The organism is Streptomyces sp. SCL15-4 (genome assembly GCF_033366695.1).
GTDB lineage: Bacteria > Actinomycetota > Actinomycetes > Streptomycetales > Streptomycetaceae > Streptomyces.
Genome location: NZ_JAOBTQ010000001.1, coordinates 2,828,639 through 2,855,593, shown reverse-complemented (window position 1 = coordinate 2,855,593; position 26,955 = coordinate 2,828,639). Strand labels below are relative to the sequence as shown.

The 26,955-nt window shown below is 73.4% G+C and carries 23 protein-coding genes and 1 pseudogene; 12 read left to right on the top strand and 12 right to left on the bottom strand.

All coding sequences use genetic code 11. From position 1 onward, the window contains the following. Position 1 precedes the first annotated feature (1 nt). The 5 genes from SCK26_RS12105 to SCK26_RS12085 are packed head-to-tail and all read left to right on the top strand — an operon-like array spanning position 2 to position 7,406. A complete protein-coding gene (locus SCK26_RS12105; RefSeq protein ID WP_318201308.1) occupies positions 2-901 on the top strand; it encodes a DUF692 family multinuclear iron-containing protein in 900 nt (299 codons plus the stop codon). Further along, a complete protein-coding gene (locus tag SCK26_RS12100; protein WP_318201307.1) occupies positions 898-4,041 on the top strand; it encodes a carbamoyltransferase C-terminal domain-containing protein in 3,144 nt (1,047 codons plus the stop codon). Before SCK26_RS12105 ends, SCK26_RS12100 begins: the two co-directional genes overlap by 4 nt. After that, positions 4,034-5,290, top strand: a complete 1,257-nt coding sequence (locus SCK26_RS12095) for a YcaO-like family protein (RefSeq protein ID WP_318201306.1) — start codon at positions 4,034-4,036, stop codon at positions 5,288-5,290. The genes SCK26_RS12100 and SCK26_RS12095 overlap by 8 nt, the downstream gene beginning before the upstream one ends. Then, entirely contained in the window at positions 5,262-6,044 is a 783-nt protein-coding gene (locus SCK26_RS12090) for a TfuA-like protein (RefSeq protein WP_318201305.1), read from the top strand. The genes SCK26_RS12095 and SCK26_RS12090 overlap by 29 nt, the downstream gene beginning before the upstream one ends. A 57-nt stretch (positions 6,045-6,101) precedes the next feature. Beyond that, the gene (locus SCK26_RS12085; protein ID WP_318201304.1) at positions 6,102-7,406 is read left to right on the top strand and encodes an MFS transporter; all 1,305 of its coding nucleotides are present in this window, start codon (positions 6,102-6,104) and stop codon (positions 7,404-7,406) included. Here SCK26_RS12085 and SCK26_RS12080 read toward each other — a convergent pair. The 9 genes and pseudogenes from SCK26_RS12080 to glgX form a co-directional block, all read right to left on the bottom strand. Continuing rightward, positions 7,339-7,899 (bottom strand): GNAT family protein, encoded by a 561-nt coding sequence (locus tag SCK26_RS12080; RefSeq protein WP_318201303.1) that lies wholly within the window; start codon positions 7,897-7,899, stop codon positions 7,339-7,341. The two genes, SCK26_RS12085 and SCK26_RS12080, sit on opposite strands and share 68 nt — an antisense overlap. Positions 7,900-7,903: 4 nt before the next feature. Next, the gene (locus SCK26_RS12075) at positions 7,904-9,280 is read right to left on the bottom strand and encodes a JmjC domain-containing protein (protein WP_318201302.1); all 1,377 of its coding nucleotides are present in this window, start codon (positions 9,278-9,280) and stop codon (positions 7,904-7,906) included. An 88-nt stretch (positions 9,281-9,368) separates the two neighbouring features. Next, positions 9,369-10,781: a sulfatase gene (locus tag SCK26_RS12070; protein ID WP_318201301.1), complete on the bottom strand. Its 1,413-nt coding sequence runs from the start codon at positions 10,779-10,781 to the stop codon at positions 9,369-9,371. Positions 10,782-10,863: 82 nt separating this feature from the next. Next, entirely contained in the window at positions 10,864-10,959 is a 96-nt protein-coding gene (locus SCK26_RS12065) for a putative leader peptide (RefSeq protein WP_318201300.1), read from the bottom strand. 60 nt (positions 10,960-11,019) lie between these two features. Further along, on the bottom strand, positions 11,020-12,258 hold the full coding sequence (locus SCK26_RS12060; protein ID WP_318201299.1) for a glycosyltransferase family 39 protein: 1,239 nt from the start codon (positions 12,256-12,258) through the stop codon (positions 11,020-11,022). 20 nt (positions 12,259-12,278) lie between these two features. Next, positions 12,279-13,025, bottom strand: a pseudogene (locus tag SCK26_RS12055) (dolichyl-phosphate beta-glucosyltransferase); the annotation flags it as partial. 125 nt (positions 13,026-13,150) lie between these two features. Continuing rightward, positions 13,151-13,606, bottom strand: a complete 456-nt coding sequence (locus SCK26_RS12050) for a hypothetical protein (RefSeq protein ID WP_318201298.1) — start codon at positions 13,604-13,606, stop codon at positions 13,151-13,153. Between the two features lie 9 nt (positions 13,607-13,615). Then, entirely contained in the window at positions 13,616-14,122 is a 507-nt protein-coding gene (locus tag SCK26_RS12045; protein WP_318201297.1) for a SigE family RNA polymerase sigma factor, read from the bottom strand. Positions 14,123-14,451: 329 nt separating this feature from the next. Beyond that, positions 14,452-16,695, bottom strand: coding sequence for a glycogen debranching protein GlgX (glgX, locus tag SCK26_RS12040; protein WP_318201296.1), 2,244 nt, complete (start codon positions 16,693-16,695; stop codon positions 14,452-14,454). A gap of 236 nt (positions 16,696-16,931) precedes the next feature. Between glgX and SCK26_RS12035 the strand changes: the two genes are divergently transcribed. The 6 genes from SCK26_RS12035 to SCK26_RS12010 all read left to right on the top strand — a co-directional run bounded on the left by SCK26_RS12035 (position 16,932) and on the right by SCK26_RS12010 (position 23,298). Next, a complete protein-coding gene (locus SCK26_RS12035; RefSeq protein ID WP_318201295.1) occupies positions 16,932-18,155 on the top strand; it encodes a L,D-transpeptidase in 1,224 nt (407 codons plus the stop codon). Positions 18,156-18,339: 184 nt separating this feature from the next. Continuing rightward, complete coding sequence (locus tag SCK26_RS12030) at positions 18,340-19,569, top strand: L,D-transpeptidase (RefSeq protein WP_412080733.1); 1,230 nt, start codon at positions 18,340-18,342, stop codon at positions 19,567-19,569. An 80-nt stretch (positions 19,570-19,649) separates the two neighbouring features. After that, positions 19,650-20,417, top strand: a complete 768-nt coding sequence (locus SCK26_RS12025) for an enoyl-CoA hydratase/isomerase family protein (RefSeq protein WP_318201294.1) — start codon at positions 19,650-19,652, stop codon at positions 20,415-20,417. Between the two features lie 320 nt (positions 20,418-20,737). Next, positions 20,738-21,241 carry an ATP-binding protein gene (locus SCK26_RS12020; RefSeq protein WP_318201293.1) on the top strand — a complete coding sequence of 168 codons (504 nt, stop codon included), beginning with the start codon at positions 20,738-20,740 and terminating at the stop codon, positions 21,239-21,241. 78 nt (positions 21,242-21,319) lie between these two features. Then, a complete protein-coding gene (locus SCK26_RS12015) occupies positions 21,320-22,111 on the top strand; it encodes a polysaccharide deacetylase family protein (RefSeq protein WP_318201292.1) in 792 nt (263 codons plus the stop codon). Continuing rightward, on the top strand, positions 22,111-23,298 hold the full coding sequence (locus SCK26_RS12010; protein WP_318201291.1) for a YncE family protein: 1,188 nt from the start codon (positions 22,111-22,113) through the stop codon (positions 23,296-23,298). The genes SCK26_RS12015 and SCK26_RS12010 overlap by 1 nt, the downstream gene beginning before the upstream one ends. Here the strand turns inward: SCK26_RS12010 and SCK26_RS12005 are convergent. Then, complete coding sequence (locus SCK26_RS12005) at positions 23,265-23,918, bottom strand: GNAT family N-acetyltransferase (RefSeq protein ID WP_318201290.1); 654 nt, start codon at positions 23,916-23,918, stop codon at positions 23,265-23,267. The genes SCK26_RS12010 and SCK26_RS12005 overlap by 34 nt on opposite strands. A 233-nt stretch (positions 23,919-24,151) precedes the next feature. Here SCK26_RS12005 and SCK26_RS12000 point away from each other — a divergent pair, with 233 nt between their 5' ends. Next, positions 24,152-24,364 (top strand): EF-hand domain-containing protein, encoded by a 213-nt coding sequence (locus tag SCK26_RS12000; RefSeq protein WP_318205984.1) that lies wholly within the window; start codon positions 24,152-24,154, stop codon positions 24,362-24,364. A gap of 60 nt (positions 24,365-24,424) precedes the next feature. On the opposite strand, the gene SCK26_RS11995 is transcribed toward SCK26_RS12000, so the two are convergent. Then, a complete protein-coding gene (locus SCK26_RS11995; RefSeq protein ID WP_318201289.1) occupies positions 24,425-25,213 on the bottom strand; it encodes an ABC transporter ATP-binding protein in 789 nt (262 codons plus the stop codon). Further along, complete coding sequence (locus SCK26_RS11990; RefSeq protein ID WP_318201288.1) at positions 25,210-26,895, bottom strand: 2-isopropylmalate synthase; 1,686 nt, start codon at positions 26,893-26,895, stop codon at positions 25,210-25,212. Before SCK26_RS11990 ends, SCK26_RS11995 begins: the two co-directional genes overlap by 4 nt. Positions 26,896-26,955: the final 60 nt, after the last annotated feature.

Sequence of the window (26,955 nt, the reverse complement as noted above, 5' to 3'; positions counted from 1 at the left end):
CATGACGAACGAGAAGACGGACTCCGTCGGTAGGCTCGGCTTCGGACTCGACTGGCAGTACCGGGACAACTACCCGCAGAAGATGCCGGACCTGTGCGCCAAGTACGCCGGCCGGCTCAGCCATCTGTCCTGCGTCTCCCTGCCCAGCGCCGCCGACGCGCAGATCTTCATGGACGAGTGCGCCGGGAACCTGCCCGTGGTGCACCACCTCCCGGGCGTGGCCCCGGCCGCCCCCGGCGGCCCCAACCTGGAGCTGTTCACCCGCCTCGAAGCGGTGAGCGACGTCCTGGGCGCCGCCTGGACGTGCGAGGACATCGGCCTGTGGTCGATCGGCCCGTACCCGCTGCCGTACTTCACCCCTCCGCTCTTCGAGCGCGAGGTCGCCGACCACGTCGTCGACGGCATACGCCGCATGCGCGAGGTGAGCCGCTACCCGTTCGTACCGGAGATCCCGTCCTGCACCCTCGCGGCCGGCCGGCTGAGCCTCGGCGAGTTCTTCCACCGCGTCACCGACGGCGCCGACTGCGACCTGCTGCTGGACGTCGCCCACGTCTTCTCGTACGCCGTCGCCGTGCGGCGGCCCTACGCGGACGTCCTGCGGTCGCTGCCGCTGGACCGGGTGGTGGAGATCCACGTGGCGGGCGGTTACATCGACCCGACCTTCGACAACCGGTACCTGGACACCCACAGCCACGCCGTGACGCCCGCCGTCATCGACCTGCTCCAGGAGGCGGTCGCGAACGCGCCCCGGCTGCGCGCCGTCACCTACGAGATCGGGGTGGGCCTCGGCGCCGAGGAACTCGACAGCGACTTCGAGCGCATCGAGAACCTGCTGGCCGAGATCGACTGGACGCCGACCATCACCCGCCCGTCCGATCTGGTCCGGGCAGGTACCGCATGACGGACGCAAGCCGCCCCGCGACGCCGCCCTGGAACGCGCTGACCCCGCAACCGGACCGCACCGCCGGCCTCGGGACGGGCGTACGGGTCCTGGTCGTCTCCGACGGCACCCCCGCGCCCGGCGACGCCGCCGCCGACCCGCACACGGAACGGGTCGCCGAGCTGTGCCGGCAGCTGGCCGGCCGGGCGGAACTCGGCTACGCCTCGGCCGCGCACCTGAAGTCCCGCACCCTCGCCGCCGACCTGCGCGCCATGGTCACGGCGGACGGCGGCTGGGACATCGTGGCCATGCCGTGGTCGTCGCCGGAACCCGACGCCGAACGGCTCGGGGTCCGGCGGGCCTTCGAGGAGGTGGCCCGGGACCCGGCCATGCCGCTGTTCATCGCGGCCGCCGGACACGACGGACCGGGACGGCTCAGGTTCCCGGCCTCCTGCCCCTCGGTGCTGGCCGTCGGTGTCGCTTCCGACAACGGCGAACCGGCGGCGTACTGCGGCACCGACGGCACGGGCCGCAAGCCGCAGCTGCTGGTCCCGGACACCCTGTACGCCACCCGCTCCTCGGCCGGACCCGACCCGATGCGCGGCACCTCGGCCGCCGTCGGCGTCGTCGCCGGTCTCGCCGCCGGGCTGTCCGGCCTGCTGGGCCGTGACGGGCGCCGTGTGCCCTCGGCGTCGCTGCGCGCCGCGCTGCTGGCCTCGGCCGGGCCGGGCGGAGTGCTGGCGGACGCGCCGCTGACGCGGCAGCTGAGCGCCGACGGACCCGGACCGTCCTGCTTCCGCCTGCCGCGCGCGGCCACGCGGCTGCGGCTGCGCGCCCGGACCGGGCACGCCGCCGTGCGCGTCGCGGTGGTCACCGAGGGAGCGGAGGAGGCCGTCAGCGGCGACGGCGCGCCGCTGTGGCTGCCGCGTGCCGCCGGACTGTCGGTGTCCGTTGCGGGCGCCGGCACCAGCCGGCGGGCCACCGGCCCCGGATGGCTGGTGCTCGACGTCCCGCCCGGCGCCGACGGCGAGATGGTGATCACCGTCGAATGCCCCGAACCGGTCACCGCCTTCGTGTCCGTCGGCGGTGCCGACACCGTCGAGGAGATCGAGGAGCGTGCCGGCGAGCCCGCCGGGAACGCACCGGCGGCCCGGCGCGCCGAGCGGACCGGCACGGACCGTCCCGTCATCCTCGGCCTGTCGGCCAGCCACGACGCCTCCGCCTGCCTCCTGCGCGACGGCACCCCGCAGGTCGCCGTGCAGCAGGAGCGGGTCACCCGCCGCAAACACGATGGAGCCGGCCACCTCTCCTCCCGGGCGGCGGCCGACTACTGCCTCACCTCGGCCGGCCTGCGCGCCGACGACGTGGACGTGTTCGCCTTCAACGCGCAGCCGCTGCTGCCGGGTTACGTGGGACTGTCGGTACCGTCCGCCGCGCGGACGTTCGACCTCTTCGACCCGTTCGACGAACGCGCCGTCTACGTCTCGCACCACCTCGCCCACGCCTTCTCCGCGTTCTGGGGCTCGCCGTTCGAGGAGGCGGTGGTCGTCGTCTGCGACGGCTCCGGGGGCTCCGTGCTCGGCGCGGACGACCTCCTGGTCGACGGCCCCGGGCTGCGGGAGTACCTGGCCCGGACGACCGAGGACCGGCTGCCCCGCGTCCACGTCTTCTCCGTCTACCACTTCGACCGCGACGGCTACCGGCTGCTGTTCCGCGAGTACGCCGACTCCTTCAACGTCCGCGTCGGCTCCTCCTCGATCGGCGAGACCTACGCGGCCGTGAGCCAGTACGTCTTCGGCGACTGGCAGGAGGGCAGCGGCAAGCTGATGGGCCTCGCGCCCTGGGGCAAGCCCGGCAACGCGGGACCGAGCTTCCTGGAGACGGGGCCGGACGGCCTGCCGCGCTTCCGCAGCGACTGGAAGGACGCCTACCGCGACCCCGGCTCCGGCCGCCCGCTGGACCACGCCGACCTCGCGGCCCGGATCCAGGCCGACCTCGAAGAGGCACTGGTGGCCCGTATGCGGTACGCCATGTCGCTGGTGCCCGGCTGCGGCAACCTCGCCTACGCGGGAGGCATCGCGCTCAACTCCGTGGCCAACGACCGCATCGCCCGCGAGAGCGGAGCCGACCACCTCTTCGTGTTCCCGGCGGCGAGCGACGCCGGGGTCTCGCTGGGCGCCGCGGCCGCCGCGCACTTCCGGCTCACCGGCTCCACCCGTCGCGAACGAGGCGAGTTCAACGACTACTTGGGCCATCCGTACACCCAGGACGACCATGACGCGGCCATCCGGCTGGTCGGTGACCGGGTGGTCGTCGAACCGCTGTCACCGGAGGCCGTCGCGGACCGGATCGCCGCGGGCGAGGTCATCGGCTGGTTCCAGGGCGGCTCGGAGTTCGGACCGCGCGCGCTGGGGCACCGGTCGGTCCTCGCCGACGCCAGGAGCCGCGACACCTGGGACTTCATCAACGCCCACATCAAGTTCCGGGAGGACTTCCGCCCGCTGGCGCCCATCGTGCCCGAGGAGGTCGCCGCCGAGTACTTCGACCTCGACGAGCCGTCACCGCACATGCTGCGCGTGGTCCCGGTCCGCGAGAAGTACCGCGAGCAGCTCGCGGCCGTCACCCACGTCGACGGCACGGCCCGCGTGCAGACGGTCTCGCGGGCGGCCAACCCGCGCGTCCACGAGCTGCTGCACCTCGTCGGCGAACGCACCGGTTTCCCCGTCCTGGTGAACACCTCGCTGAACCGCCGCGGCGAGCCCATGATCGAGACCCCCGGCCAGGCCCTCGACATGCTGCTGGGCACCCGGCTGAGCGCCATGGTGCTCGGCGACCGGCTGGTCCGCCGTACCCCCGAGCACGAGGCGCCGCTCTCGCTGCGCTCCCGGATCGTCCTCGCTCCCGGTGTACGGCTGCGATGGGAGCAGGACGCCGAGGGCAGCCGGCTGCGGATCACCGGCGGGGCCGAACCGGCCGGCCTCGAACTGCCGGGGTGGGCGTTCACCGCCTTGTCCCAGGCCGACCCCGGCCGTCCCCTCGGCGCCTACCTGCCGCACTGCCTCGACGGCACGCAGACCGGCACCGAGACGGCGCTGGCGTTCCTGACCGCGCTCCGCGCCCGCTGCCTGCTGGTGGTCACCCGGGAGACCGCAGATGACTGACCTGGACAACAGCCCGCCCGCGCACGCCCTGGCGTGGCTGGAGGCCACGACCGACGACCCGGCCATGCTGCCGTGCGGCACCTCGCACCGGTCGGTGCCGGCCGCCGAGGCCATCGCCCGCGTCTGGCCGCTGCGCCACCGGCTCGGCATCAGCCGGGTCGCGGACCTCACGCCGCTCGACGTCGTCGGCATCCCCGTCTTCAGCGTCACCCGGCCCAGCGCCCGCACCGGCCAGATCACCCTCTGCCAGGGCAAGGGCAACGCGCCCGCGGAGGCACTGGCCTCGGCGCTGTTCGAGGCGCTGGAACGGCACTGCGGCTCCCTCGCCCGCCCCGCCCTGACGGCCGCACCGGCCCGGCTGCGGGCCGAGGGCCAGGCCCATCTGGGCGCATCCGACCTGGGCCTCGCCGAGTTGCCCGACGACCGGCCGCTGGAGTGGATCCGGGGCCGGGACAGCAGGGACGGCAGCCCGGTGCTGCTGCCCGCCGCCGAGGTGATCTTCCCGTACACCGCACCGCCCGGCTGCCTGCGGCCGGTCCGTCCGAGCACCACGGGCCTGGCCTCCGGCGCCACCCTGAGCGAGGCGGTGCTGCACGCCCTCTACGAAGTCGTGGAACGGGACGCCACCTCCCGCTACCTCCACGGCGGACCGGGCCGCCTGGTCCCGCTCGACACGATCACCGGGCCCGCCGAGTCGGAGCTGCTGGTCAAGTACGCCAAGGCCGAGATCGACACCGTCGTCATCGACCTCACCCACACCACCGTGCTGCCCACCTTCGCGGTGTTCCTCTCCGACCCGGGCGCCCACCAGGCGCACCTGGCGGTCTCCGGATTCGGCACGCACCCCAACGCGGGCGTCGCCCTGCGCCGCGCCCTGACCGAGGCCGCCCAGGCCCGCGCCACCGCGATCCAGGGCAGCCGGGAGGACCTCGACCGCGTCGCCGACGTCTACCGCGCGGACCCCGCCGCCCAGCGGACGGCGTTCCTGCACCGTTCCCTGCGCGCCAGGGCGGAGGGCGTCACGGACTTCCGCACGCTGCCCGACCCGCCGCCGCGCTCGACGCGCGCCACGCTGCGGCACGTGGCCGCCGCGCTGGAGGCCGGCGGCTACGACCGGGTCGTGCACACCGACCTGACCGTCCCGGAACTCGGCCTGCCCGTCGCCCACGTGATGGTGCCGGGCATGGTCGACTCCGTCGTAGAACCTCTCAGGAGCCATCGTGTGGCCCATCAGCCCGTCCAGGCCTAGGCCCGTCGTCTTCGGCGCGGCATCGGTGCGTTCGCTGGATCCGGCCCTGCTGGCAGCGGTCGACCTGCGGCCCCCCGTCCGCCGCGGAGACCTGCTGCCGCTGCTCGACGAGAAGCCCGGCACCGTGGTCCTCGTCGACGGCCTGTTCGGCGGGACGATGGCCGTGACGCCGACCGAGTGCCGTCAGCTGATGGACGCCGGCTGGACCCTGGTGGGCTGCTCCAGCATGGGAGCCCTGCGGGCGGCGGACCTGTGGCCGCTCGGCGCGATCGGCATCGGCGACATCTTCACCCTGTACCGGCTGGGCACCCTGACGTCCGACGCCGACGTCGCCGTCGCCCTGGACCCCGACGACGGCCACCGCGAACTGACCGTGTCCACGGTGCACGTACGGGCCGTGCTCACGGCGGCCGTCGAGACGGGCCTGCTCGCCCCCGCCCGGCGGACCGGACTCGCCCGTGCCGCCGAGGACATCCACTGGACCGAGCGGTCCTGGGCGGCCTGCCGGGCGGCGTGGAGCGACCTGGGCATCGCGCCCACGGTGCTCTCCGCCCTCCTGCGGCTCGGCCGGGAGCCCCGGCTGCATCCCAAGGTGCGCGACGCCGACGCCGCCCTGCGCGCGGTGCTGGCGCGTGACTGGCTCGGCGACGAGATCACGCGGGGCCACCGCTGTCCGGCCTGTCAGGAACCCCTCGCCGCGGGCGTGCTGTTCTGCCCCACCTGCGTCTCCGAGGCGCACGAAACCTGCCTGTGAGGCCGGGCCCGCCCCGCGGCGGGTCCGGCTCGAAGGCCACGAAGGGAACCACCAGGGATGCTGACGACCATGGCGCGCCGGCTCGGAATCCGCACCACCGGGCCGGCCGAGCGGAGGCTGCTGACCACCGTCGCGATCGACGCGACCGGCGGCGGCCTGTTCCTGGCCGGTGCGACGCTCTTCTACGCGCGTGTGGCCGGGCTGTCCGCCGGGCAGATCGGCATCGGCCTCTCCGTGCTGGGCATCGTCGCGCTGGCCGCGACCCTTCCCAACGGTCTCCTGGTCGACCGGATCGGCCCGCGGCACGCCCTGATCGTGCTGCACCTGTGGCGCGGGGTGTGGTGCTGTGCGCTGGCCTTCGTCCACTCCTTCTGGCAGTTCCTCGCCGTGCTGACGCTGCTGGGACTGGCGGAGCACGCCGGAATGCCGGCCCTCCAGGCGTACGTCGGGTCCGCGTTCGGCGACGCCGAGCGCGTCGGCGTCATGGCCCGGGTGCAGGTGCTGAAGAACACCGGCTTCCTGGTGGGTGCCCTGCTGGCGGCGGTGGCCGTGGGCAGCGGAACGGACACGGGCTACCGGATGCTGCTGCTGGGCGACGGACTGTCGTTCTTCGTCGCCGCCGTGCTGATGACGACCGTGCGCAACGTGGGCGGCGGGCGGCGGAGGGGCGAGCGGCACTCGCCCCTCGCGCCCTTGAAGAACATCAGGTTCCTCGCACTGACCTGCTGCAACGGTGTGCTCCAGCTGAACCTCTCGGTGCTGGTGATCGGCATGCCGCTGTGGGTGACCCGGGCCACCGAGGCGCCCGAGGCGGTGGCTCCGCTGCTGATCGCGGTCAACACCGTGATCGCGATCTCGCTCCAGGTCCCGCTGAGCCGAGGGGCCGAGACGGTGCCGGGCGCCGGCCGCCATATGCGCCGGGCCGGGCTGTCGTTCGCCCTGATGTGCGGAACGCTGATCGTGGCGTCCTGGACACCGTCCGCCCCCGCCGCGGCGCTCATGGTGGCGTCCGTCGTGCTGCACACACTGGGCGAGATCTGGCACGCCTCGGGCGGCTGGGGACTGCAGTTCGCGCTGTCGCCCGAGGCCGAGCGCGGCAACTACGCCGCCGCGTACAGCCTCGGTCCGACCGCGGAAGGGATGGTCGGGCCGTCCCTGATCGCCGGCGCGGTGGTGGCCGCGGGCCCGGCCGGCTGGACGGCCCTGGGGCTGCTCTTCCTGGTCGCCGGGCTGGGCGCGCACGCCGTGGCCCGGCGGGCCGTGCCGGGACCTTCGGCGACCGCCTCGGCGGAGGTCAGCCCGTCGGCGGACCGTCGTGCAGAATCCTCTGGAAAAGACGGTGATCTCGCCATTCCCCATTGATGTGCAGATACCGCGGGGCCATGCCGATCGGCTCGAAACCGTTCTTCTCCAGCACGCGTTGTGACGGAGCGTTGTCGAGGAGCGTGGTGGCCTCGATGCGGTGCAGACCGATGATGTCGCGGGCCGCGCGGCAGACGCTCGCCACTCCCGCACCGGCCAGTCCCCGGTTCTGCCGGTCGGCGGCCACCCAATACCCCAGATAGGCGCTGCAAAAGGGCCCGAACGCCATTCCCGAGAGAGTGATCGTGCCGATAATGGCGCCGTCGCTTTCGAACACCCAGGGCACGGCGCGCCGTTCCGTGAACTGCCTCAATTGCTCACCGATGCGTTCGGCCTGACCTTCGACAGTGAAGAAGCTGTCAGGACGGCGGGGTTCCCAGGGAGCCAGATGGTCCCGGTTCGCGGCATACGCGAAATGCAGTGCCTCCGCGTCGTCGGTGGAAACGAGCCGCAACCGGGTCCCGTCCGGCAGCACTTCGTGAGGAATGATCATCCGATCACTCTAGCGTGTACAACAGGTGCGCATCCACGAGGGCCTGGCAGAGTTCCAGCCGCTCGCGCTCGTCCAGCTCGGCGGAGAGTTCCTCGGGCGTGAACTCCGTACGCCCCGCGATAAACCGCATGGATTTCTCGTAGGTCTCGGGCATACCGACACAGCGGCGGCCGAGAACCGCGTACAGGCGCTGGGTCGCGGGCTGCGAGAAGAGCGCGCACGGTACCGTCTTCCGCCGCCGCAGCGGTGTCGTGTCCAGCACGCCGAGAACGCCGAGAGCGGAGTCCGTCTCGAAGGCGCCGGGAATCCTGTCCGTGAGCTGCGAAAGGAAGGTGCGCAGATGAGTGGAGCGCACCTGCTCGGGCTCCTGCTCCGCGAGTGCCGCCCGGACGTCCGCCAGGAACCGCCCCGCCGCCTCGTCGAGCGCGCCGCCGTCGTGCGGCCAGCCGGCGGGCAGCTCGGCGTCCAGCAGCTCGGCGGGGAGGCTGTCCTCGACGAGCTGGGTCAGCGTGGTCCGCAGGACTTCGCGCCAGGAATTCGACTCGACGCTGATGGTGACGTGTCCCGACCGGGCGCTCAGCGTGTGCGCCCGGTGTGGCGTGCCCTTCGGGAGATACAGCACGTCACCGGGGCGCAGCAGCAGTTCCCTCGTCTCGTCGGTGCCGGCGTCCGCGCTGCCGTGCCGGCGTTCCCACGGCGTCGCCCCGACGTGCCACTGCTTCTCGCCGAACGCCTGGAGCACGAAGACATCGTGCGGATCGGAGTGCAGGTCGAACCCTTGCGACGAGACCGGTGTGAGATAGATGTTCGCCCGGCACCGGCGCCCCAGGGCCAGTTCGAGGGAGCGGCAGAACTCGGTCAGCGGCGGGTGATACCAGTGCGCCGACTGGAGAATCAGGGTCGCGCCCGCGCGGACGGCGGCCGTGACCTCCGCCGCGCTCGCGACGCCCCGCGTCAGCATCTCGAAGAGATGCTCGTTCTCCGTCATCTCATGGTCGACGGGGCGCGGATAAATCTCCCGCATCGACCGGAGATACGCGCTGCGCGGCAGGATTTCCCCCTGCCGCACAAGGCGGATCATGTCGGAACGCAGCAGCGGCTGGCTGGTGAGCAGCCGGTCGATGTCACGCACGCTGATGAGATCGTCGGCCGGTATACCGCCGGTCGTGAGACGGACCCGCTTTCCCCAGACCTCGGTCATGAAGGATTTCTCATCACCGGTGCAGCGGCGGAGTTCCACCGTGTCGACCGGCAGCATTCGGGCGATCTCGTCAACCGCTCCCGCGTCCCCGGAAATCGGGACCAAGGGCTCCTTCTGCCGGCGCAGTGCCGCGGTGTTGATGATCTGGATCCTCGGCGTGGTTCGGTCGCTGGTGATCACGCGGTAACCGTACCTCGGCGCCGTATCGCTTTCCAGCCCCGGCCGCGGAATTCGCCGTCGCCCTTTACGGGTTGGTGAAGGTGACCGATCAGGACCTGCCGGGATACGGCAGCAATTCCCGGTCGATGTCCTCCCACGCCTCCTTCAGATCGGCCAGCAGCCGCGGACGGTCGGGTGCCAGGTCGGCCTGTTCGCGGAGGTCGGCGGCGAGGTGGTAGAGGTGGTCGGTGCCGTCGGCGTCCTGGTAGTACTTCCAGTCGCCCCGGCGCAGCGCCCGGTTGCCGCGGACCCGCCAGAACAGGTCGCGTTCGGGAAGGTGCTCGCCGCGCAGCAGGTAGCCCGCGAGGCTGGTGCCGTCCAGCGGATAGGCGGGGTCGGGGCGGGCGCCGCCGAGTTCCAGCAGGGTCGCGGTCCAGTCGGGGGAGTAGTTCGGCTCGTGGCTGACCTGGTGGCCGTCGATGCGGGCGGGCCAGCGCACGATGGCCGGCACCCGGATGCCGCCCTCCTGGAGCGTGGACTTCCCGCCGCTCAGCGGCCACTGGTACGACCAGCGCTCACCGCCGTTGTCGCTGGCGAACAGCACCAGCGTGTTCTCCTCCTGCCCGGAGCGGCGCAGCGCGGCCAGCACCTCGCCGACGGCCGCGTCCAGGCTCTGCACCATCTCGGTGTACTTGGCGACCGAGCCGCCGTCGTGGTGGTTGAGGGCCGCGGTGACCTGCGCCGGGGTCTTCGCGGCCCGGACCCGCGCGGCGATCTCGGCACCGGTCTCGGCGTCGCCCTCGGCCAGCCACGGCCAGTGCGGAGTGGTGAAGTTCAGGTTCAGCAGCCAGGGCCGGCGGTGCCGGCGGCCGACGTACTCGACGGCCCGCTCGGTCAGCACGGTGGTGTAGTAGCGCAGGTCGCGGTACTCGGCGTCGCCCTCGTACAGGTCGTAGGAGCCGAGCTGGCCCAGCTTGGAGAAGTACTCCAGGACCCCGCCGAAGTTGCCGAAGAACTCGTCCCAGCCGGACTTGGTGGGGCTGTGGTCGGGCAGCCAGCCGCAGTGCCACTTGCCGATGAGGGCCGTGTCGTAGCCGGCCTCCTTCAGCAGGGAGGCGAGCGTGGGGTGGCTCGGGTCCAGGCCCTGGGACCGGTCGGCCACCGGTTCGGCCAGGCCGCCCTTGGTACGGCCCGGATAGCGGCCGGTGTAGAGGCTGAAGCGGGTCGGCGAGCAGGTCGCCGAGCCGGAGTAGGCGTCGGTGAACCGCACGCCCTGGCGGGCCAGCCGGTCCAGGTTCGGGGTCTTGATGTGCGGGGCGCCGTACGCGGAGAGGTCGGCCCAGCCGAGGTCGTCACCGAGGATGACCAGGATGTTGGGGCGCGGCCCGGAGGCGGCGGCGGGACGGGCGCGGAAGGGGCGCTCGGCGGGGGCGGCCTGGGCGGGGGTCGCGGCGCCGGCGACGGTGGAGACCGCGCCGCCGCCGAGCAGACCGCCGAAGACACGGCGGGATATGTCGGACATGCGGGATCCTCGAAACGGCCGTGTCCCGTCACGGGGCACGGCGAGGTGAAGGAGGGAAGAAGAAGGGGGACGAGGGTGCGGGTCAGCGACACAGGGCGCTGGACTGCCGGCACAGGTCCACGTGCCGCCGCGCCACGAGCGCGACGCGCGCGCGTGTGTGTTCCGTGGCAGGCCTCATGATCACAGGACGGTGCCAGCAAGCCGCACGCGTCGTCAAGACACCGTCCGCCAGGCGGGATCACGGCACGCCCAGCTCGAACAGGGCGTAACCGGCGTACGAGCCGGAGGCCAGCGCCGCGATGCCGAGCAGCGCGCACAGCACCGGCAGGCTCAGCCGGCGCAGCGCGACCGCGAGCGGCAGGAACAGCGGGAAGCAGGGCAGCAGATAGCGGGAGATGTTGGCGACTATCTGCTGACTGCCCAGGACCAGCGCCAGCGTGAGGACGGTGTACAGCACCAGCACCGCCGGCGGGCGCAGCCGCAGCAGCAGCGGCAGCAGCGCGCAGGCCAGCAGGATGACGCCGACCGAGATGACGTCCGCGAACGGGTAGGCGAAGAGGTAGTCGAACTTGCCCACGGGCACGGACGTCAGCACGTCCAGGGTCTGCTTGCCGTAGTCGAAGCTGTGCGCCCAGGCGCCCGACTGGAGCTTGAAGTAGCCGCCCAGGTCGCCCATGCGGTTGCCGACCCACAGCAGATAGCCGAAGAGTCCGAGCGGGGCCAGGGCCATGGCCAGCACCGGGCGCAGCACCCCGTCCTCCTCGCGGCGCAGGCTGAGCAGCGCGGCCACGGCGAGCGCGGCGATCAGCGCGCCGGCCGTGGGCCGGTTCAGCCCGGCCGCGAAGGTGAGCACGCCCGCCGTGAGCCAGCGGCGCGTGAGCACCGCGTGGCAGGCCCAGGCGGCCAGGGCCACGTAGAGGGAGTCGGAGTAGACCGCCCACTCCACGCCCGAGCCGGGCCACACCGCCCACAGTCCGGCCGCCGCCAGCCCGGCCCGCCGGCCGCCGAACCGCTCCGCGACGGCGTAGATGCCGAGCGCCGCGGCGAAGGAGGCGACGACGGAGACCAGCATTCCGGCGCCGTACGGGCCGAGGCCGGTGACCGCCGAGGTCAGCCGCATCAGCGCCGGGTAGAGCGGGAAGAACGCCGCCGAGTTGCCCTCCAGCGTGATCAGGCCCGTGGCGCCCGGGACCGGGACGAGCTTCGGGTCGTAGCCGTGCAGCGCGATCTGCTGGTACCACCAGCCGTCCCAGGTGGCCAGCACGTCCCAGGCGTGCGCGCCGCCGCCGAACCGGGGGTGCTTGCCGCGGTAGTCCCCGGACGAGGACAGCAGGTACATGAACGAGCAGAAACCGGCCAGCTTCAGCGTGCCGAACAGGGCGAGGACCGGTCCGTGGCGGCGGGCGGCGGCCCGCACCCGGGAGTCCGGTACGGCCCCGGTGTCCGGCGTGCGTATGCCGGGCAGGGTCGCGGTCACCGGACCACCGGCCCCGGACGGCGGGCCAGGGTGCGCCGCATCCGCACGATCCCGCGCAGGTCCGCCAGCGCGGTGGCGAACAGGTCCACGCTGCTGTCCGGGTCGTCGACCCAGTCCACCGGCACCTCGTGGATCCTCAGGCCCGCCCGCTCGGCGAGCACCAGCAGCTCGGTGTCGAAGAACCACTCCCCGTCCCGCACCAGCGGCAGCAGCCGCTCGGCCGTCTCGCGCCGGACCGCCTTGAAGCCGCACTGCGCGTCGGAGAAGCCCACGGCGAGCGTGCGGCGCAGCAGGACGTTGTAGCAGCGGGAGATGACCTCGCGCTTGGTCCCGCGCACCACCCGCGACCCCGGCGCCAGCCGGGTGCCGATCGCCAGGTCGGAGTGGCCCGAGATCAGCGGCGCGACCAGCGGCAGCAGCGCGGCGAGCCCGGTGGACAGGTCCACGTCGAGATACGCCAGCACGGGCGCCCGGGAACCGGACCAGGCGGCCCTGAGCGCCCGGCCCCGGCCCTTCTCCGGCAGCCGCAGCGAGGTGACCTCGGCCAGCTCGCCGGCCAGCCGGGCGGCGATGGCCGGGGTGCGGTCGGTGCTCGCGTTGTCGGCGATGGTGATCCGGAAGGAGTAGGGGAAGGTGTCCCGCAGATGTGTGTGCAGCCGCCGGACGTTGGGCTCCAGGTCCTTCTCCTCGTTGAACACCGGCACGGCCACGTCCAGGACGGGATCGGCCGCCTCGTGGACCGCCCGCAGCGGGACGGGCCGGGGTATGCGCCGGGGGGCCGGCGCGCCGGAGGACGGCCGGCCGGGCCGGTTCGGTCGGATGTGCGTCACATGAACCCCGTTGGGTCTGGTCGGGCGGGTGTGCCGGGGGCGGGCGGAGGGACGGGAGGGGGCTAGCCGGTGGCCGTCGGCGACGGGCCGTCCGGCGGTGTGCTCACGGGTGTCGTGGCCGGGGGCGTGGTGCCGGTGGCCGTGGGCGGGGCGGAGACGCTCCAGGTGTCACCCGGCGTCGCGGTGTTCGTGGCCGTCGGTGTCGCGGACGGCGTGGCCGACGTGGCCGGCGGCCGGGACGGCGGCTCGGACGGTGAGGCGCTCGGTGTCGGGCCCGGGCTGGAGGCCGGCCGCGGCGGGGCGGCGGGCCGGTCGTCGGTGGGGCCGTGCGGCCACAGCACCAGCACCAGAGCGAGCCCGGCCCCCGCCAGGACGCAGCCGGCGGCCCGGCGCGCCGCGCGCACCCGGCGCCGGGCGCGCACCCCGGCGCGCAGCGCCTCCCGGTGCCGGGCCTCGAAAGGCGCCGGCTGCGGGTCCTGCCGCAGCAGCCCGGCCAACCGCCGCTCGAAGTGATCCATGCCTCTTCCTCACCCCACCGGCTCGATGACGTCGGCCAGCAGCCGGCGCAGCCGGGCCACCCCGCGCGCGGCATGGGACCGGGCCGTGCCCACGGGGCAGCCCAGGGCCTCGGCGACCTGCCGGTCGGGCAGATCCTGGTAGTAGCGCAGCACCACGGCGGCCCGCTGGCGCGGGGTCAGCCGGGCGAGCGCCGCCTCCAGCCGGGACCGCTCGGCGACGGTCGCCGACAGGTCGCCGGCCGCCGCCGTCTCCGGCAGCTCCTCCACGGGCCGCTCACCCCACCAGCGGCGGCGGGCCGAGCGGGCCGCGGCCCGCGCCAGCACCTTGCGCACATAGGCCTCCGGCGCCTCGTCGGCGACCTTCGGCCAGACGAACCACAGCTTGACCAGGGACTCCTGCAACAGGTCCTCGGCGCGGTGCCGGTCGCCCCCGGTGAGCAGACGGGCCAGATGGAACAACACCGACCAGCGGGCCGCCACGAACGCGTCGTACTCACCGGCCCTGGCCTGCTCCATCCTCACGGTCCCCGTTCTCGCCGGCTGTCTTCACCAGGAGAAAGGCCCTGGACCCCGGCCCGCGCTGCACCCGGCACACGTGATCCGCGTCACGCACGTCCGTCCGGCGGGCCCCGCGCAGTGTCACACGCGCCTCTGCCGGCCCAGAGGCCCGCACCCGCCCCGTCCGTCCCACCACCGTGATCCGCGTGCCCGGCGCCGCGGCCCGCTCCTCGGCGCGGACGCCCACGACCAGCACGTACCGCTCGACCCACGACGCCCCGCGACCGGAGGCGCCAGCCCGATCCGCCCCGGCCCAGACGACTCGCGCCCGCCCCGTCCGTCCCGGCTCAGGCGACCCGCAGCAGCAGGACCGTTCGTGCCGGTACCGTGATCCGGGTGCCCGCCCGGTGGAGCGTGCCCGGTGCCGTGGTCTGTTCCTCGGCGGAGGTGTCCACGAGCAGTTCGTACCGCTCGGCCCACGGCGGTCCCGGCAGCACGAAGCCGGTCGGCCGCTCGCCCGCGTGCAGTACTGCGAGGAAGCTGTCGTCGACCACCGGCGCGCCCCGCTCGTCCCGGCCCGGTATGTCCCGCCCGGACAGGTACATGCCGAGCGTGGCGGCGGGCGCGTACCAGTCGTCCTCGGTCATCTCCGCGCCCCGCGCGGTGAACCAGGCCAGGTCCCGCAGTCCGTCCGCGGTCTGCGCGCGGCCGGAGAAGAAGGCCCGCCGGCGCAGCACCGGATGCCGGTGGCGCAGCGCGATCAGCCGCGCCGTCAGGTCCGACAGCGCCCGCCAGCCCGGCTCCGAACGCAGCGACCAGTCCACCCAGCCGATCTCGTTGTCCTGGCAGTAGGCGTTGTTGTTGCCGTGCTGGGTGCGGCCGAACTCGTCGCCCGCGACCAGCATGGGCACGCCGGTGGACAGCAGCAGGGTGGTGAGCAGGTTGCGCAGCTGCCGCCGGCGCAGCGCCCGTACGCCCTCGTCGTCGGTCTCGCCCTCCGTCCCGCAGTTCCACGAGCGGTTGTCGTCGGTGCCGTCCCGGTTGTCCTCGCCGTTGGCCTCGTTGTGCTTGGTCCCGTACGACACCAGGTCGCGCAGGGTGAAGCCGTCGTGCGCGGTGACGAAATTGACCGAGGCGTAGGGGCGCCGGCCGCCCCAGGCGTACAGGTCGCTGGAGCCGGAGAGGCGGTAGCCCATCTCGCGTACGTCGGGCAGCGCGCCCCGCCAGAAGTCCCGCACGGTATCGCGGTAGCGGTCGTTCCACTCGGTCCACAGCGGCGGGAAGGCGCCCACCTGGTAGCCGCCGGAGCCGATGTCCCACGGCTCGGCGATCAGCTTCACCCGGCGCAGCACCGGGTCCTGGGCGATCACCGCGAGGAACGGCGAGAGCATGTCGACGTCGTGCATCGAGCGGGCCAGCGCCGCCGCCAGGTCGAACCGGAAGCCGTCCACGCCCATCTCGGTCACCCAGTAGCGCAGCGAGTCGGTGATCAGCCGCAGCACCTGGGGCTGGACGACGTGCAGGGTGTTGCCGCAGCCGGTGTAGTCGGCGTAGCGGCGGGCGTCGTCCTGGAGCCGGTAGTAACCGCGGTTGTCGATGCCCTTCAGGGACAGCGTCGGGCCCAGCTCGCCCGCCTCGGCGGTGTGGTTGTAGACCACGTCGAGGATGACCTCGATGCCGGCCGCGTGCAGCGCGCGCACCATCCGCTTGAACTCGCCGACCTGCCCGCCGGCCGTGCCGGAGGCGGCGTAGCCGGCGTGCGGGGCGAAGTAGCCGATGGAGTTGTAGCCCCAGTAGTTGGCGAGGCCCCGGCGCAGCAGGTGGTCCTCGTGCGCGAACTGGTGCACGGGCAGCAGCTCCACGGCCGTCACGCCCAGCCCCACCAGGTGCTCGATCGCGGCCGGGTGCGCGAGCCCGGCGTAGGTGCCGCGCAGTTCCCCGGGGATGCCCGGGTGGAGCTTGGTGAAGCCGCGCACGTGCAGTTCGTAGATCACCGAGTCGGCCCACGGCGTCTTGGGGCGGCGGTCGTCGGACCAGTCGTCGTCATCGTGCACGACGACCCCCTTCGGGACGTACGGCGCCGAGTCCCGCTCGTCGCGCACGGTGTCGGCCACCGACTGCTCCGGCCAGTCCCGCACATGCCCGTACACCTGCGGCGGCAGCGCGAACTCGCCGTCCACCGCCCGCGCGTACGGGTCGAGCAGCAGCTTGGCCGGGTTCCAGCGGGCGCCGGTCCACGGGTCCCAGCGGCCGTCGACCCGGTAGCCGTAGCGCTGCCCGGGCAGCACGCCCGGCACGAAGCCGTGCCATATCTCGTGCGTCAGCTCGGTCAGCGGGACCCGGGTCTCCCGGCCGGCCTCGTCGAACAGGCACAGCCGGACCGCCTCCGCGCCGGCCGCCCACAGCGCGAAGTTGGTGCCCGCGACCCCGTCCGGTCCGGTCCGGAACCGGGCCCCCAGCGGGGTCGGCGCGCCCGGCCACACCACCGGGGCGGGCGGTACGGGCCGCCGGGCGCCGTTCACCGCCGCCGGTTGCCCGCTCCCGGCGGCCGGCTCCCCGGCCGGTGCCCGCTGCTCGGCTGCGCTCGTCACTGTCGGCCCCTCTGCTCGGCGGCTCGCCCGAGGGGCGCGGCCGGACCGGACGGCCGGAGGCGCCGCGGCACCTCCGGCCGTCCGGCACGACTGCGCCCCGACGGCTCCGACACGGGCGCCGGGGTGCCTCCTTCCGCGGTGGCGGCCCCCCGGCCGTGTCGTCCTTCCCTCTGTTCTGCCCAGCGGGTGGCTCGCACTCACGTTTCCCCGGAGCGTGCCCGGTCGTTGAGTCCCGTGTGAGGCACGCAACTGGACGCGCACGGCGCGCGGGGGCCGCGCTGGCCGCCGTACTGACATGGGCGGGGCTGCTCGCGGGCTGCTCCGCGAACGGCCCGGGACCGCTGGGCATGGGAGGGACTCGGGCGGACTCCCCGGCCCCCGAGGACGTCATCCGGGTGACCCCCGACGACGGGAGCAGGGCCGTACGCCCGGACGAGCGGCTGCGGATCCGGCTGCCCGGCGGGCGGCTGGAGAAGGTGACGGTGGTCCGGGAGCAGGACGCGCGGGCGGCGCCGGTCCCCGGGCGGATCAGCGCCGACGGGCTGACCTGGCAGCCCGAGGAGGAACGGCTGGCGCTCGCCGCCCGGTACACCGTGGACGTGGTCGCGCGGGACGGCCGGGGCCGCCGTTCGGCCCGGCACACCACCTTCACCACCTACGTCCCCGACGAACGGTTCATCGCCTACGTCACTCCGGAGAACCGCTCCACCGTAGGCACCGGAATGATCGTCTCGCTCTCCTTCAGCCGGGAGATCACCGACCGCGCCGCCGTCGAACGCGCCGTCCGGATCACCGCCCGGCCGCCCGTCGAGATCCGCCCGCACTGGTTCGGCAAGGACCGGCTGGACTTCCGGCCCGAGCGGTACTGGAAGCCCGGCACCGAGGTCACCGTCGGCCTGGACCTGCGGGACGTCGAGGGCGCCCGGGGCGTCTACGGCCTCCAGCAGAAGACGGTCTCCTTCACCGTCGGCCGCAGCCAGGTCTCGCTGGTCGACGCGGCCCGGCACATGATGGAGGTGCGGCGCGACGGGGAGCTGCTGGCCACCGTTCCCGTCACCGCGGGCGCCCCCAAACACCCCAGCTACAACGGCAAGATGGTGGTGATGGACATGCTGGAGGTGACCCGCATGAACAGCCGCACGGTCGGCTTCGGCGGCGAGTACGACATCCCCGACGTCCCGCACGCCATGAAGCTCACCGACTCCGGCACCTTCCTGCACGGCAACTACTGGGCCCCGGACGCCCCCGGGCAGGTCAACGTCAGCCACGGCTGCGTCGGCCTCAGGGACGTCAAGGGCGGCGGTTCGGACACGCCGGCGGGCTGGTTCTTCGACCGCAGCCTCGTCGGCGACGTCGTCGAGATCGTGCACAGCAAGGACAAGACGGTGGCCCCGGACAACGGCCTCGGCGGCTGGAACATGGCCTGGAAGGACTGGACGGCGGGCAGCGCGGTGAAGTGACGGCGGGTGAGGGGACGCCGGGAGCGGCGCGAGCGGGCGGGGCGCGGGCGGGTCGCGGGGGGAACTTGCGACGGAACGGTGACGTTCGGCCCGCGCCTGGCGCGTATCCGGGCAGTTAATATGCGCGCACATAAGTGGTGGGGAGCGGGCCGGGTCATGCCTGGTCCGGCGAGGGGAGAACAACTTGAACGTGCGGCCTATACCGGGGGCGTCGGCTGGGGGACGGCGGGGCCGTGGGGGACTGGCGGTCATAGCCGGGGCCCTGGTGCTGTCGCTCGCCGCGTGCGGCGGAGGCGGCGGATCCGGGGCCGGTTCCGGCGACGGGAAGGGCAAGGGGGGAACGGGGGACGGGCAGTCCACGGCGGCGGTCAGCATCGCGCCCGGGCCCGGTGCCACCGGCGTGGACACCAGCGGCGCCCTCAAGGTCGGCGTCGCGAAGGGCAAGCTGACCGAGGTCACCGTCAAGGACGAGAAGGGCACCGAGGTCGAGGGTGCGGTCACCGGTGGCGGCACGGCCTGGGCGCCGTCGACCCATCTGGCGGCCGGCACCAAGTACACGGTGCACGCGGTCGCCAAGGACTCCGAGGGCCGCGAGGCCGCCGAGGACTCCAGCTTCACCACGCTGACGCCGAAGAACACCTTCGTGGGCTACTTCACCCCCGAGGACGGCGCCACCGTCGGCGTCGGTATGCCGTTCTCCATACGCTTCACCCGGGGCATCACCCACCCCGAGGACGTCGAGAAGGCCGTCCGCATCAAGACCGAGCCCGCCGTGGACGTCCAGGGCCACTGGTTCGGCAACGACCGCCTGGACTTCCGTCCCGAGAAGTACTGGAAGGCCGGCACCAAGGTCACCGTCGACCTCGACCTGGACGGCGTCGAGGGACGCGACGGCGTCTACGGCAAGCAGCGCAAGACCGTGAAGTTCACCATCGGCCGCAACCAGGTCTCCGTCGTGGACGCCAAGAAGCACACGATGAAGGTCACCCAGGACGGCAAGGTCGTCAAAACCCTCCCGGTCACCACCGGCAAGCCCGGCTACGAGACCTGGAACGGCCAGATGGTCATGAGCGAGAAGCTCGCCGTCACCCGCATGAACGGCGAGACCGTCGGCTACGGCGGCGAGTACGACATCAAGGACGTGCCGCACGCCATCCGCCTGACCACCTCCGGCACCTTCATCCACGGCAACTACTGGGGCGGCGGTGCCTTCGGCAACTACAACGCCAGCCACGGCTGCGTGGGCCTGCGCGACGTGCGCGGCGGCTACGACGGCTCCGTCCCGGCGGCCTGGTTCTTCAACCACTCGATGATCGGCGACGTGGTGGTCGTCAAGAACAGCCACGACGCCACGGTGGCCCCGGACAACGGCCTCAACGGCTGGAACATGTCCTGGGCGCAGTGGAAGAAGTGAGCCTGCGCTGACGCGACGGGCCCGGTGCTGTGACCTACGGCACCGGGCCCGTCCGCGTTAGTCGCCGTTAACCTGACCCCATGACCGTCACTCTCGAAGTCAGCGAAGGCGTCGGCACGCTGCGGCTGGACCGGCCGCCGATGAACGCGCTGGACATCGCCACCCAGGACCGGCTGAAAGAGCTGGCCGAGGAGGCCGGCCGCCGGGACGAGGTACGCGCCGTGGTCGTCTACGGCGGCGAGCGGGTGTTCGCCGCGGGCGCGGACATCAAGGAGATGCAGAACATGGACCACGCCGGGATGATCCGGCGCGCCCGTGGCCTGCAGGACGCCTTCACCGCCGTGGCCCGCATCCCCAAGCCCGTCGTCGCCGCCGTCACCGGCTACGCGCTCGGCGGCGGCTGCGAACTGGCCCTGTGCGCGGACTACCGCATCGCCGCCGACAACGCCAGGCTCGGCCAGCCGGAGATCCTGCTCGGGCTGATCCCGGGCGCCGGCGGCACCCAGCGGCTGCCCCGGCTGATCGGCCCCTCCCGGGCCAAGGACCTCATCTTCACGGGCCGTCAGGTCAAGGCCGACGAGGCGCTGGCGATCGGCCTGGTGGACCGGGTCGTCCCGGCCGCCGAGGTGTACGAGCAGGCGCACGCCTGGGCCGCGCGGCTCGCCAAGGGCCCGGCGATCGCGCTGCGCGCGGCCAAGGAGGCCGTCGACACCGGTCTGGAGACCGACCTCGACACCGGGCTCGCCGTGGAACGGAACTGGTTCGCGGGCCTGTTCGCCACCGAGGACCGCGAGCGCGGCATGCGCAGCTTCGTGGAGGAAGGGCCGGGCAAGGCGAAGTTCGTCTGACGGCCGGGTGAATCCGGCCGGCGGAGCGGCGCGTGCGCCCCGCCGGCCGGTCGCGTTCGATGGGGCATCGACGCGTTGTCCTGTTCCCGGGTCCCCCGTTGGGGCGGTTTGTGGTTGCCTTGGGGCAGTCGTGGAACCGCGCCGCCGAGGGAGCCCGACGCTTGCCGGAAAGTGAGCCGTCTTCGCAGGTCAGAGGGGGTCCGTCGGACACCGTCATGCCGGTGGCATATGTCGGCGGACAAGGCCGGAAGAGGAATGCCCCGCCGGGGTATTCCTCCGGAACGCCCCCCAAGACGGCTCCGGACGGCCATCATGGGGGCATGGCGGGGCTGGAGGGCAACGAACAGCCGCGGGGACACGGCCGTGCAGCCGCGGCACGCTGGTCGCCCGCGGTCGAGGACGAACAAGCGCTCGAAGCGCTCGAACTGTTCGGCGACCCGGCGGAGGCGGAGGTCCCGCTGCCGTCCCGCCCGGAATCCGCGGCCACCGCCCGCCGGCTCGTCCAGGTCGTGGTCCTGCGCGGCTGGCGGCTCAGCCCGCAACTGACCGAGGACACCGTACTGCTGGTGTCGGAACTCGTCGGCAACGCCGTACGGCACACCGGAGCCCGCGTCTTCGGCCTGCGCATGCGCCGCCGCCCCGGCTGGATCCGGGTGGAGGTCCGTGACCCCTCGCGCGGCCTGCCCTGCCTGATGCCGGTGCAGGAGACGGACGTCAGCGGACGCGGACTGTTCCTCGTGGACAAGCTCTCCGACCGGTGGGGCGTGGACCTGCTGCCGCGCGGCAAGACCACGTGGTTCGAGATGCGGGTCGCCGACCGGTAGGCGGCACCGGTCCGGACAGACCGGTGCGTCATCAGGCTAATCACCCCGTTTCCCCCCGTATCACCCTTAAATGGTGCGGTGACCCCCACCAACCGACGCGGTGCGCTGCGGGCCGGCGCCGGGCTCGCCGTCGGCGGCGCGCTCGCCGCCGGATGCGGCGCCGGACGGACCGCCCCGCCCTCCGCCTCCCCTTCCGCGCCCCCGTCGGCGGCCCCCGCCCCGCACGCCGTGTCCGCGCCGCCGGCCCCCGCCCCCCGCGCCTACCCCGGCCGTCCCGCGCAGATCACCCACGGTCCGCGCTCCCGCCCCCAGGTGGCCCTCACCTTCCACGGCCAAGGCGACCCCGCCCTCGCCCACGCCCTGCTCGCCACCGCCGAACGGCACGGCGCCCGGCTCACGGTGCTCGCCGTCGGCAGCTGGCTGGACGAGCACCCGGACCTCGCCCGCCGCGTCCTCGACGGCGGCCACGACCTCGGCAACCACACCCAGCACCACGTGGACATCAACGCGCTCGCCGAGCCGGACGCCCGCCGGGAGATCACCGACTGCGCCGCGCGGCTGGCGCGGCTCACCGGCTCCGTCGGCACCTGGTTCCGCCCCTCCCGCGCCTCGGCCGCCTCCCCGCTCGTCGCCCGCCTGGCCCGCGCCGCCGGCTACCCGCACGTGCTGTCGTACGACGTCGACTCGCTGGACTACACCCGCCCCGGCGCCGCCGCCGTCACCCGCGAGGTGCTCGCCGGCGCGCGCGCCGGATCGGTGGTGAGCCTGCACTTCGGATACCCGGACACGGTCGCCGCCCTCCCCGACGTCCTCACCGAACTCGGCCGCCGCGGGCTGCGCGCGGTCACCACCACGGAGCTGCTGAGCTGATGCGAACCACGAAAGCCGCCCGCCTGCTGGCCGCCGGTGCCGCCGTCACCGCCCTGACGCTGCTCGCCGCGTGCGGCGGCGCGGCCGGGGACCAGCCGCGCGCGGCCCCCGGCGGCAAGACCCCGGCCGTGCCGCGCCCGGCCCGACCCCGGGTGGCCGTGCTGCCCGGGATGCCGCCGGTCGAGGACCCGGCCGACCTGTACGCCGCCGACCGGCCGAACCGGCTGTCCCCCGTGGTCCGCGACTTCCCCTCCCGGGTGTACGTGCCCAACACCGGCTCCGACACGGTCACCGTCATCGATCCCGCGACCTTCCGGGTGGTCGACACCATCCCGGTCGGCCACCAGCCCCAGCACGTCGTGCCCTCCTGGGACCTGAGGACCCTCTGGGTCAACAACGACCTGGGCAACACCCTCACCCCGATCGACCCGCGCACCGGCCGGGCCGGCCGGCCGGTCGACGTGCACGACCCGTACAACCTGTACTTCACGCCCGACGGGAAGTACGCCGTCGTCATGGCCTCCATGGACCGCCGGCTGGTCTTCCGCGACGCCCACACCATGCGGGTCGTGAAGTCCGTCCCGGTCAGCTGCTACGGCGTCAACCACGCCGACTTCTCCCGCGACGGCCGCTACTTCATCGTCTCCTGCGAGTTCAGCGGCGAGATCCTCAAGGTCGACACCGCGCGGATGGAGGTCGTCGAGCAGGAACGGCTGCCGCTGCGCGGAGCGATGCCGCAGGACGTCAAGGTCTCCCCGGACGGCAAGCTGTTCTACATCGCCGACATGATGGCCCACGGGGTGTGGATCCTCGACGGCGAGAGGTTCACCCGGCCCCGGCTCCTGGCCACCGGCAAGGGCGCCCACGGTCTCTACGTCAGTCGTGACTCACGGGAGATGTACATCTCCAACCGGGGCGAAGGAACCGTCTCCGTCTTCGACTTCACCCGCGACCGGCTCACCGGGAAATGGCACCTGCCGGGCGGCGGCAGCCCGGACATGGGCGGCGTCTCCGCCGACGGCAGGGTGCTGTGGCTCTCCGGCCGCTACGACTCCGAGGTGTACGCCATCGACACCCGCACCGGCGCCGAGCTGGCCCGGATCAAGGTCGGCAGCGGCCCGCACGGCCTCGCCGTCTATCCGCAGCCGGGCCGCTACTCGCTCGGCCACACCGGCGTCTTCCGCTGAAGCAGCAGCTCCGCGCCCACCGGCCGGTACCCGGCCGCCTGGAACGCCCGCAGGCTGCGGGCGTTCCCCGGCGCGACCTGCGCCCACAGCGGCTCCCCGGCCAGCTGCCGGGCGGCACGCACCAGCAGCCGCCCGAGCCCCCGGTGCCGGGCGCCGGCGTCCACCTCGACCGACACCTCCAGCCGCCCGGCGACCCCGCGCCCCATCACCAGCACCCCGCCGTCGGCGGACCAGGCCCGCACCTCGTCCCGGCGCCGGCGGGCATAGGCGATCCGGGGATGCCCGGGGTCCTCGATCTCCCGCAGCGCGCACGCCGGCCCGCCCGGCAGCGGCTCGCCCACCAGCACCGCGTCGATCGTCTCGGCCGTGCGCCCGGTCCGGTCCAGCAGGGCCGTCAGGAAGCGGGGATGCAGCGACGCGGCCAGCGGATCGCAGTCCGCGGCGCGCAGCGCCTTGGCCACCCAGCCGGGGTCCTCGTCGGTGAACACCACCGTGTGCGCGGTGAAGGACAGCACACCGGCGTCCCGGGGCGAGGGCTGCGCCACGACCGTCGTACCGCCGTCGGCCGGCGGGAAGACGCCGGCCGCCGCCGCGTCGAGAATCTCCCGCAAGGTCTTCAAGGCCCCGCCCCCTCCCGAGTCTCCATCCACCGGCAGGCCAAGACTCCCAGACTCGGACGACGACGGCACCGGGCCGTTCACCATCGACGGCCCGGCCCGGAGGACGTCCGCACGCCGCACGCCGAGGACCTCGCCTGGGTGGTCGCCGCACTCCGCGCTCGCGCGGGCCGTTAATCTGACCAGCGTCAGTACGTTAGTACGGCATGAGAAACACGAGCAAAAGGGGCGGATCGGTGGCGGACATCGAGGAAGCACGCAAGCAGTTCCAGCGGATGGACGCGGACGGTGACGGGTTCATCACCGCCGCGGAGTTCAAGTCCGCCCTGGCACAGCAGGGTGACTGGAACGTCACCGACACGGTCGCGGAGGCCATCATCAAGTCCCGCGACCTCAACGGTGACAAGGTCCTGTCGTTCGACGAGTTCTGGGCCTACCTGAACAAGTGACCCCAGGACGGCAGGGGGTGCCCCGCCCCGGGCGGACCGGGCACCCCCTTCGTCACACCGTCACCGCACGCGCCGGATCCGCACGCTCCAGCGGCCCTCGTGCCGCCGGAGCGCCAGCGGCAGACCGAAGCACGCGCCGACCCGGTCGCCGGTGAGCACCGCGTCGACCGGACCCGAGGCCAGCACCCGTCCCGCGCGCAGCAGCACGGCGTGCGTGGTCCCCGCCGGCAACTCCTCCAGATGGTGCGTGACCAGCACCGTCGCCAGCTCCGGACGCTCCGCCCGCAACTTCTCCAGCGCCTCGATCAGCCGTTCCCGGCCGGGCAGGTCCAGGCCGGTCGCCGGCTCGTCCAGGAGCAGCAGCCGCGGCTCGGGCATCAGCGCCCGCGCGATCAGCGTCCGGCCGCGCTGCCCCTGCGACAGCGTCGGCCACCGCGCCTCCCGCAGCGCGCCCAGCCCCAGCGTGGCCAGCAGCGCCTCGGCCCGCTCCAGCTGCTCCGGGGCGGGCCGCCAGCGGGGGACCGGCTCGACGGAGTTCGTCGCCCCGGTGAGCACCACGTCCCGCACCCGCAGCGGCGAGGTCAGCGGATGGCGCGGGTCGACATGCCCGACCAGCGTCCGCAGCTGACGCAGGTCCACCCGGCCCAGCCGGTGCCCGAGCACCTCCACCGTGCCGCGGGTCGGATGCACCACCGCGCCGAGCAGCCCGAGCAGCGTGGACTTGCCCGCGCCGTTGGCGCCGAGCAGCGCCCAGTGCTCACCGGCCCGCACGGTCAGCGACACCTCCTGGAGCAGGGGCCGCCCGTCGCGGACGACATGGACGTCCTCGGCGCGCAGTACCTCCCTCACCGCACCGCCCGGTTCACCGCGGACAGCACCGCCCGCACTCCGGCCGACGGGCCCGTGCCCGCGCCCCAGGCCGTCACCCCGGCGACCCGGCACTTGGCGAAGGCCGCCGTCGCGTCCTGCGCGAAGTCCAGGATCTCCACCGCGAGACCGGCGCCGGCCAGCGCGTCGGCGAACGCGGTCACCACACCGGCGCCCGTGCCCTCGTGGTCGCCGACGCGGTCGCCGGCCTCCAGCGTGCACACGAAGCGGTGGACGCCGGGTGACTCCTCGTGCGCGGTCCAGGCGTGCAGCCGTACCGCGCCCTCGGCCGCATAGGCCGCCAGGAACAGCTCATGCAGCTCCTTCGGCGTGGCCTCCCGTCCGCTGCCGTCCGTCGCCTCCTGCACGATCCGCGCGAACTCCGGCCGCATCTCCGGCGGCAGGTCGATCCCCGCGTGCCGGTTCAGCAGGTACGCCACACCGCCCTTGCCGGACTGGGAGTTGACGCGGATCACCGCCTCGTAGGACCGCCCGAGGTCGGCCGGGTCGACCGGCAGGTACGGCACCTCCCACGGCGCCTCCCGCTCGCTCAGCCCCGCCTCGGCCGCCCGCCGGGCGTGGTGCGCCAGGCCCTTGCTGATCGCGTCCTGATGGGTGCCGGAGAACGCGGTGTGGACCAGTTCTCCGGCGTACGGGTGCCGCGGGTGCACGGGCAGCCGGTTGCACCGCTCCACCGTCTCCCGTACGGCGTCGATGTCGCCGAAGTCCACCATCGGGTCGACGCCCTGGGCGAAGAGGTTGAGGGCCAGGGTCACCAGGTCCACGTTGCCGGTGCGCTCGCCGTTGCCGAAGAGGCAGCCCTCCACCCGCTGCGCACCGGCCAGCACGGCGAGTTCGGCGCAGGCCACGCCCGTGCCGCGGTCGTTGTGCGGGTGGACGGAGAGGACGACGGACTGCCGCCGGGACAGGTTGCGGTGGATGTACTCGATCTGGTCGGCGTAGACGTTCGGGGTGGAGATCTCTACCGTGGCGGGCAGGTTGTGGGTCACCGGCCGGTCGGGGCTCGCGTCCCACAGCCCGGTGAGTCCGTCGCACAGCTCCAGCACGAAGTCGGGCTCGGTGAGGTTGAAGGTCTCGGGGGAGAACTGGAAGCGGATGCCGGGCGTGTCGCCGGCCCGCCGGGCCATGTGCTCGGCCGCCTTGCGCACGGTCCGCCACACCTCGGCCCGGCTCCGGCCGAGCACCACCTCCCGCCACACCGGCGAGGTCGCGATGTACAGGTGGACGACGGCCCGGGGCAGGCCGGCGATCGCGTCGAAGGTCCGGTCGATCAGGTCGGCGCGGGCGGGTGTGAACACCACGGGCGTCACGTCGTCCGGCACGGCGCCGTCGCGCACGAGGTGCCGGACGAAGTCGAAGTCCGTGCGGCTCGCGGAGGGATAGCCGACCTCGATCTCCTTGAAGCCGGCCGTCACCAGCAGATCGAAGAAGCGGCGCTTGCGGGGGGTGTCCATCGGCTCGGCGAGCGCCTGGTTGCCGTCGCGCAGGTCGACGGGGACCCACAGCGGGGCGCGCTCGATCCGGGCGGAGGGCCAGCGGCGGTCGTCGGCCGGGACGCGCACGCGGTCCTGGTAGGGGCGGTAGCGGTGGTACGGCATGCGGCTGGGCCGCTGCGGGTTCCAGACGGGCGGGGCGGTGGTCATCGTCGGCTGTGGCCTTCGGCTCGGTCGGACGGTGACCGGCAGCACGGAGCCCCGCGGCGG

What these genes read in the sequence shown, in the direction of transcription:
- SCK26_RS12050 (WP_318201298.1), bottom strand. Translation starts at nt 13,606, where the DNA reads ATGGATCACTTCGAGCGGCGGTTGGCCGGGCTGCTGCGGCAGGACCCG.
- SCK26_RS11990 (WP_318201288.1), bottom strand. Translation starts at nt 26,895, where the DNA reads ATGACCACCGCCCCGCCCGTCTGGAACCCGCAGCGGCCCAGCCGCATG.
- SCK26_RS12095 (WP_318201306.1), top strand. Translation starts at nt 4,034, where the DNA reads ATGACTGACCTGGACAACAGCCCGCCCGCGCACGCCCTGGCGTGGCTG.
- SCK26_RS12100 (WP_318201307.1), top strand. Translation starts at nt 898, where the DNA reads ATGACGGACGCAAGCCGCCCCGCGACGCCGCCCTGGAACGCGCTGACC.
- SCK26_RS12080 (WP_318201303.1), bottom strand. Translation starts at nt 7,899, where the DNA reads ATGATCATTCCTCACGAAGTGCTGCCGGACGGGACCCGGTTGCGGCTC.
- SCK26_RS12010 (WP_318201291.1), top strand. Translation starts at nt 22,111, where the DNA reads ATGCGAACCACGAAAGCCGCCCGCCTGCTGGCCGCCGGTGCCGCCGTC.
- SCK26_RS12045 (WP_318201297.1), bottom strand. Translation starts at nt 14,122, where the DNA reads ATGGAGCAGGCCAGGGCCGGTGAGTACGACGCGTTCGTGGCGGCCCGC.
- SCK26_RS12025 (WP_318201294.1), top strand. Translation starts at nt 19,650, where the DNA reads ATGACCGTCACTCTCGAAGTCAGCGAAGGCGTCGGCACGCTGCGGCTG.
- SCK26_RS12065 (WP_318201300.1), bottom strand. Translation starts at nt 10,959, where the DNA reads ATGAGGCCTGCCACGGAACACACACGCGCGCGCGTCGCGCTCGTGGCG.
- SCK26_RS12085 (WP_318201304.1), top strand. Translation starts at nt 6,102, where the DNA reads ATGCTGACGACCATGGCGCGCCGGCTCGGAATCCGCACCACCGGGCCG.
- SCK26_RS12020 (WP_318201293.1), top strand. Translation starts at nt 20,738, where the DNA reads ATGGCGGGGCTGGAGGGCAACGAACAGCCGCGGGGACACGGCCGTGCA.
- SCK26_RS12070 (WP_318201301.1), bottom strand. Translation starts at nt 10,781, where the DNA reads ATGTCCGACATATCCCGCCGTGTCTTCGGCGGTCTGCTCGGCGGCGGC.
- SCK26_RS12105 (WP_318201308.1), top strand. Translation starts at nt 2, where the DNA reads ATGACGAACGAGAAGACGGACTCCGTCGGTAGGCTCGGCTTCGGACTC.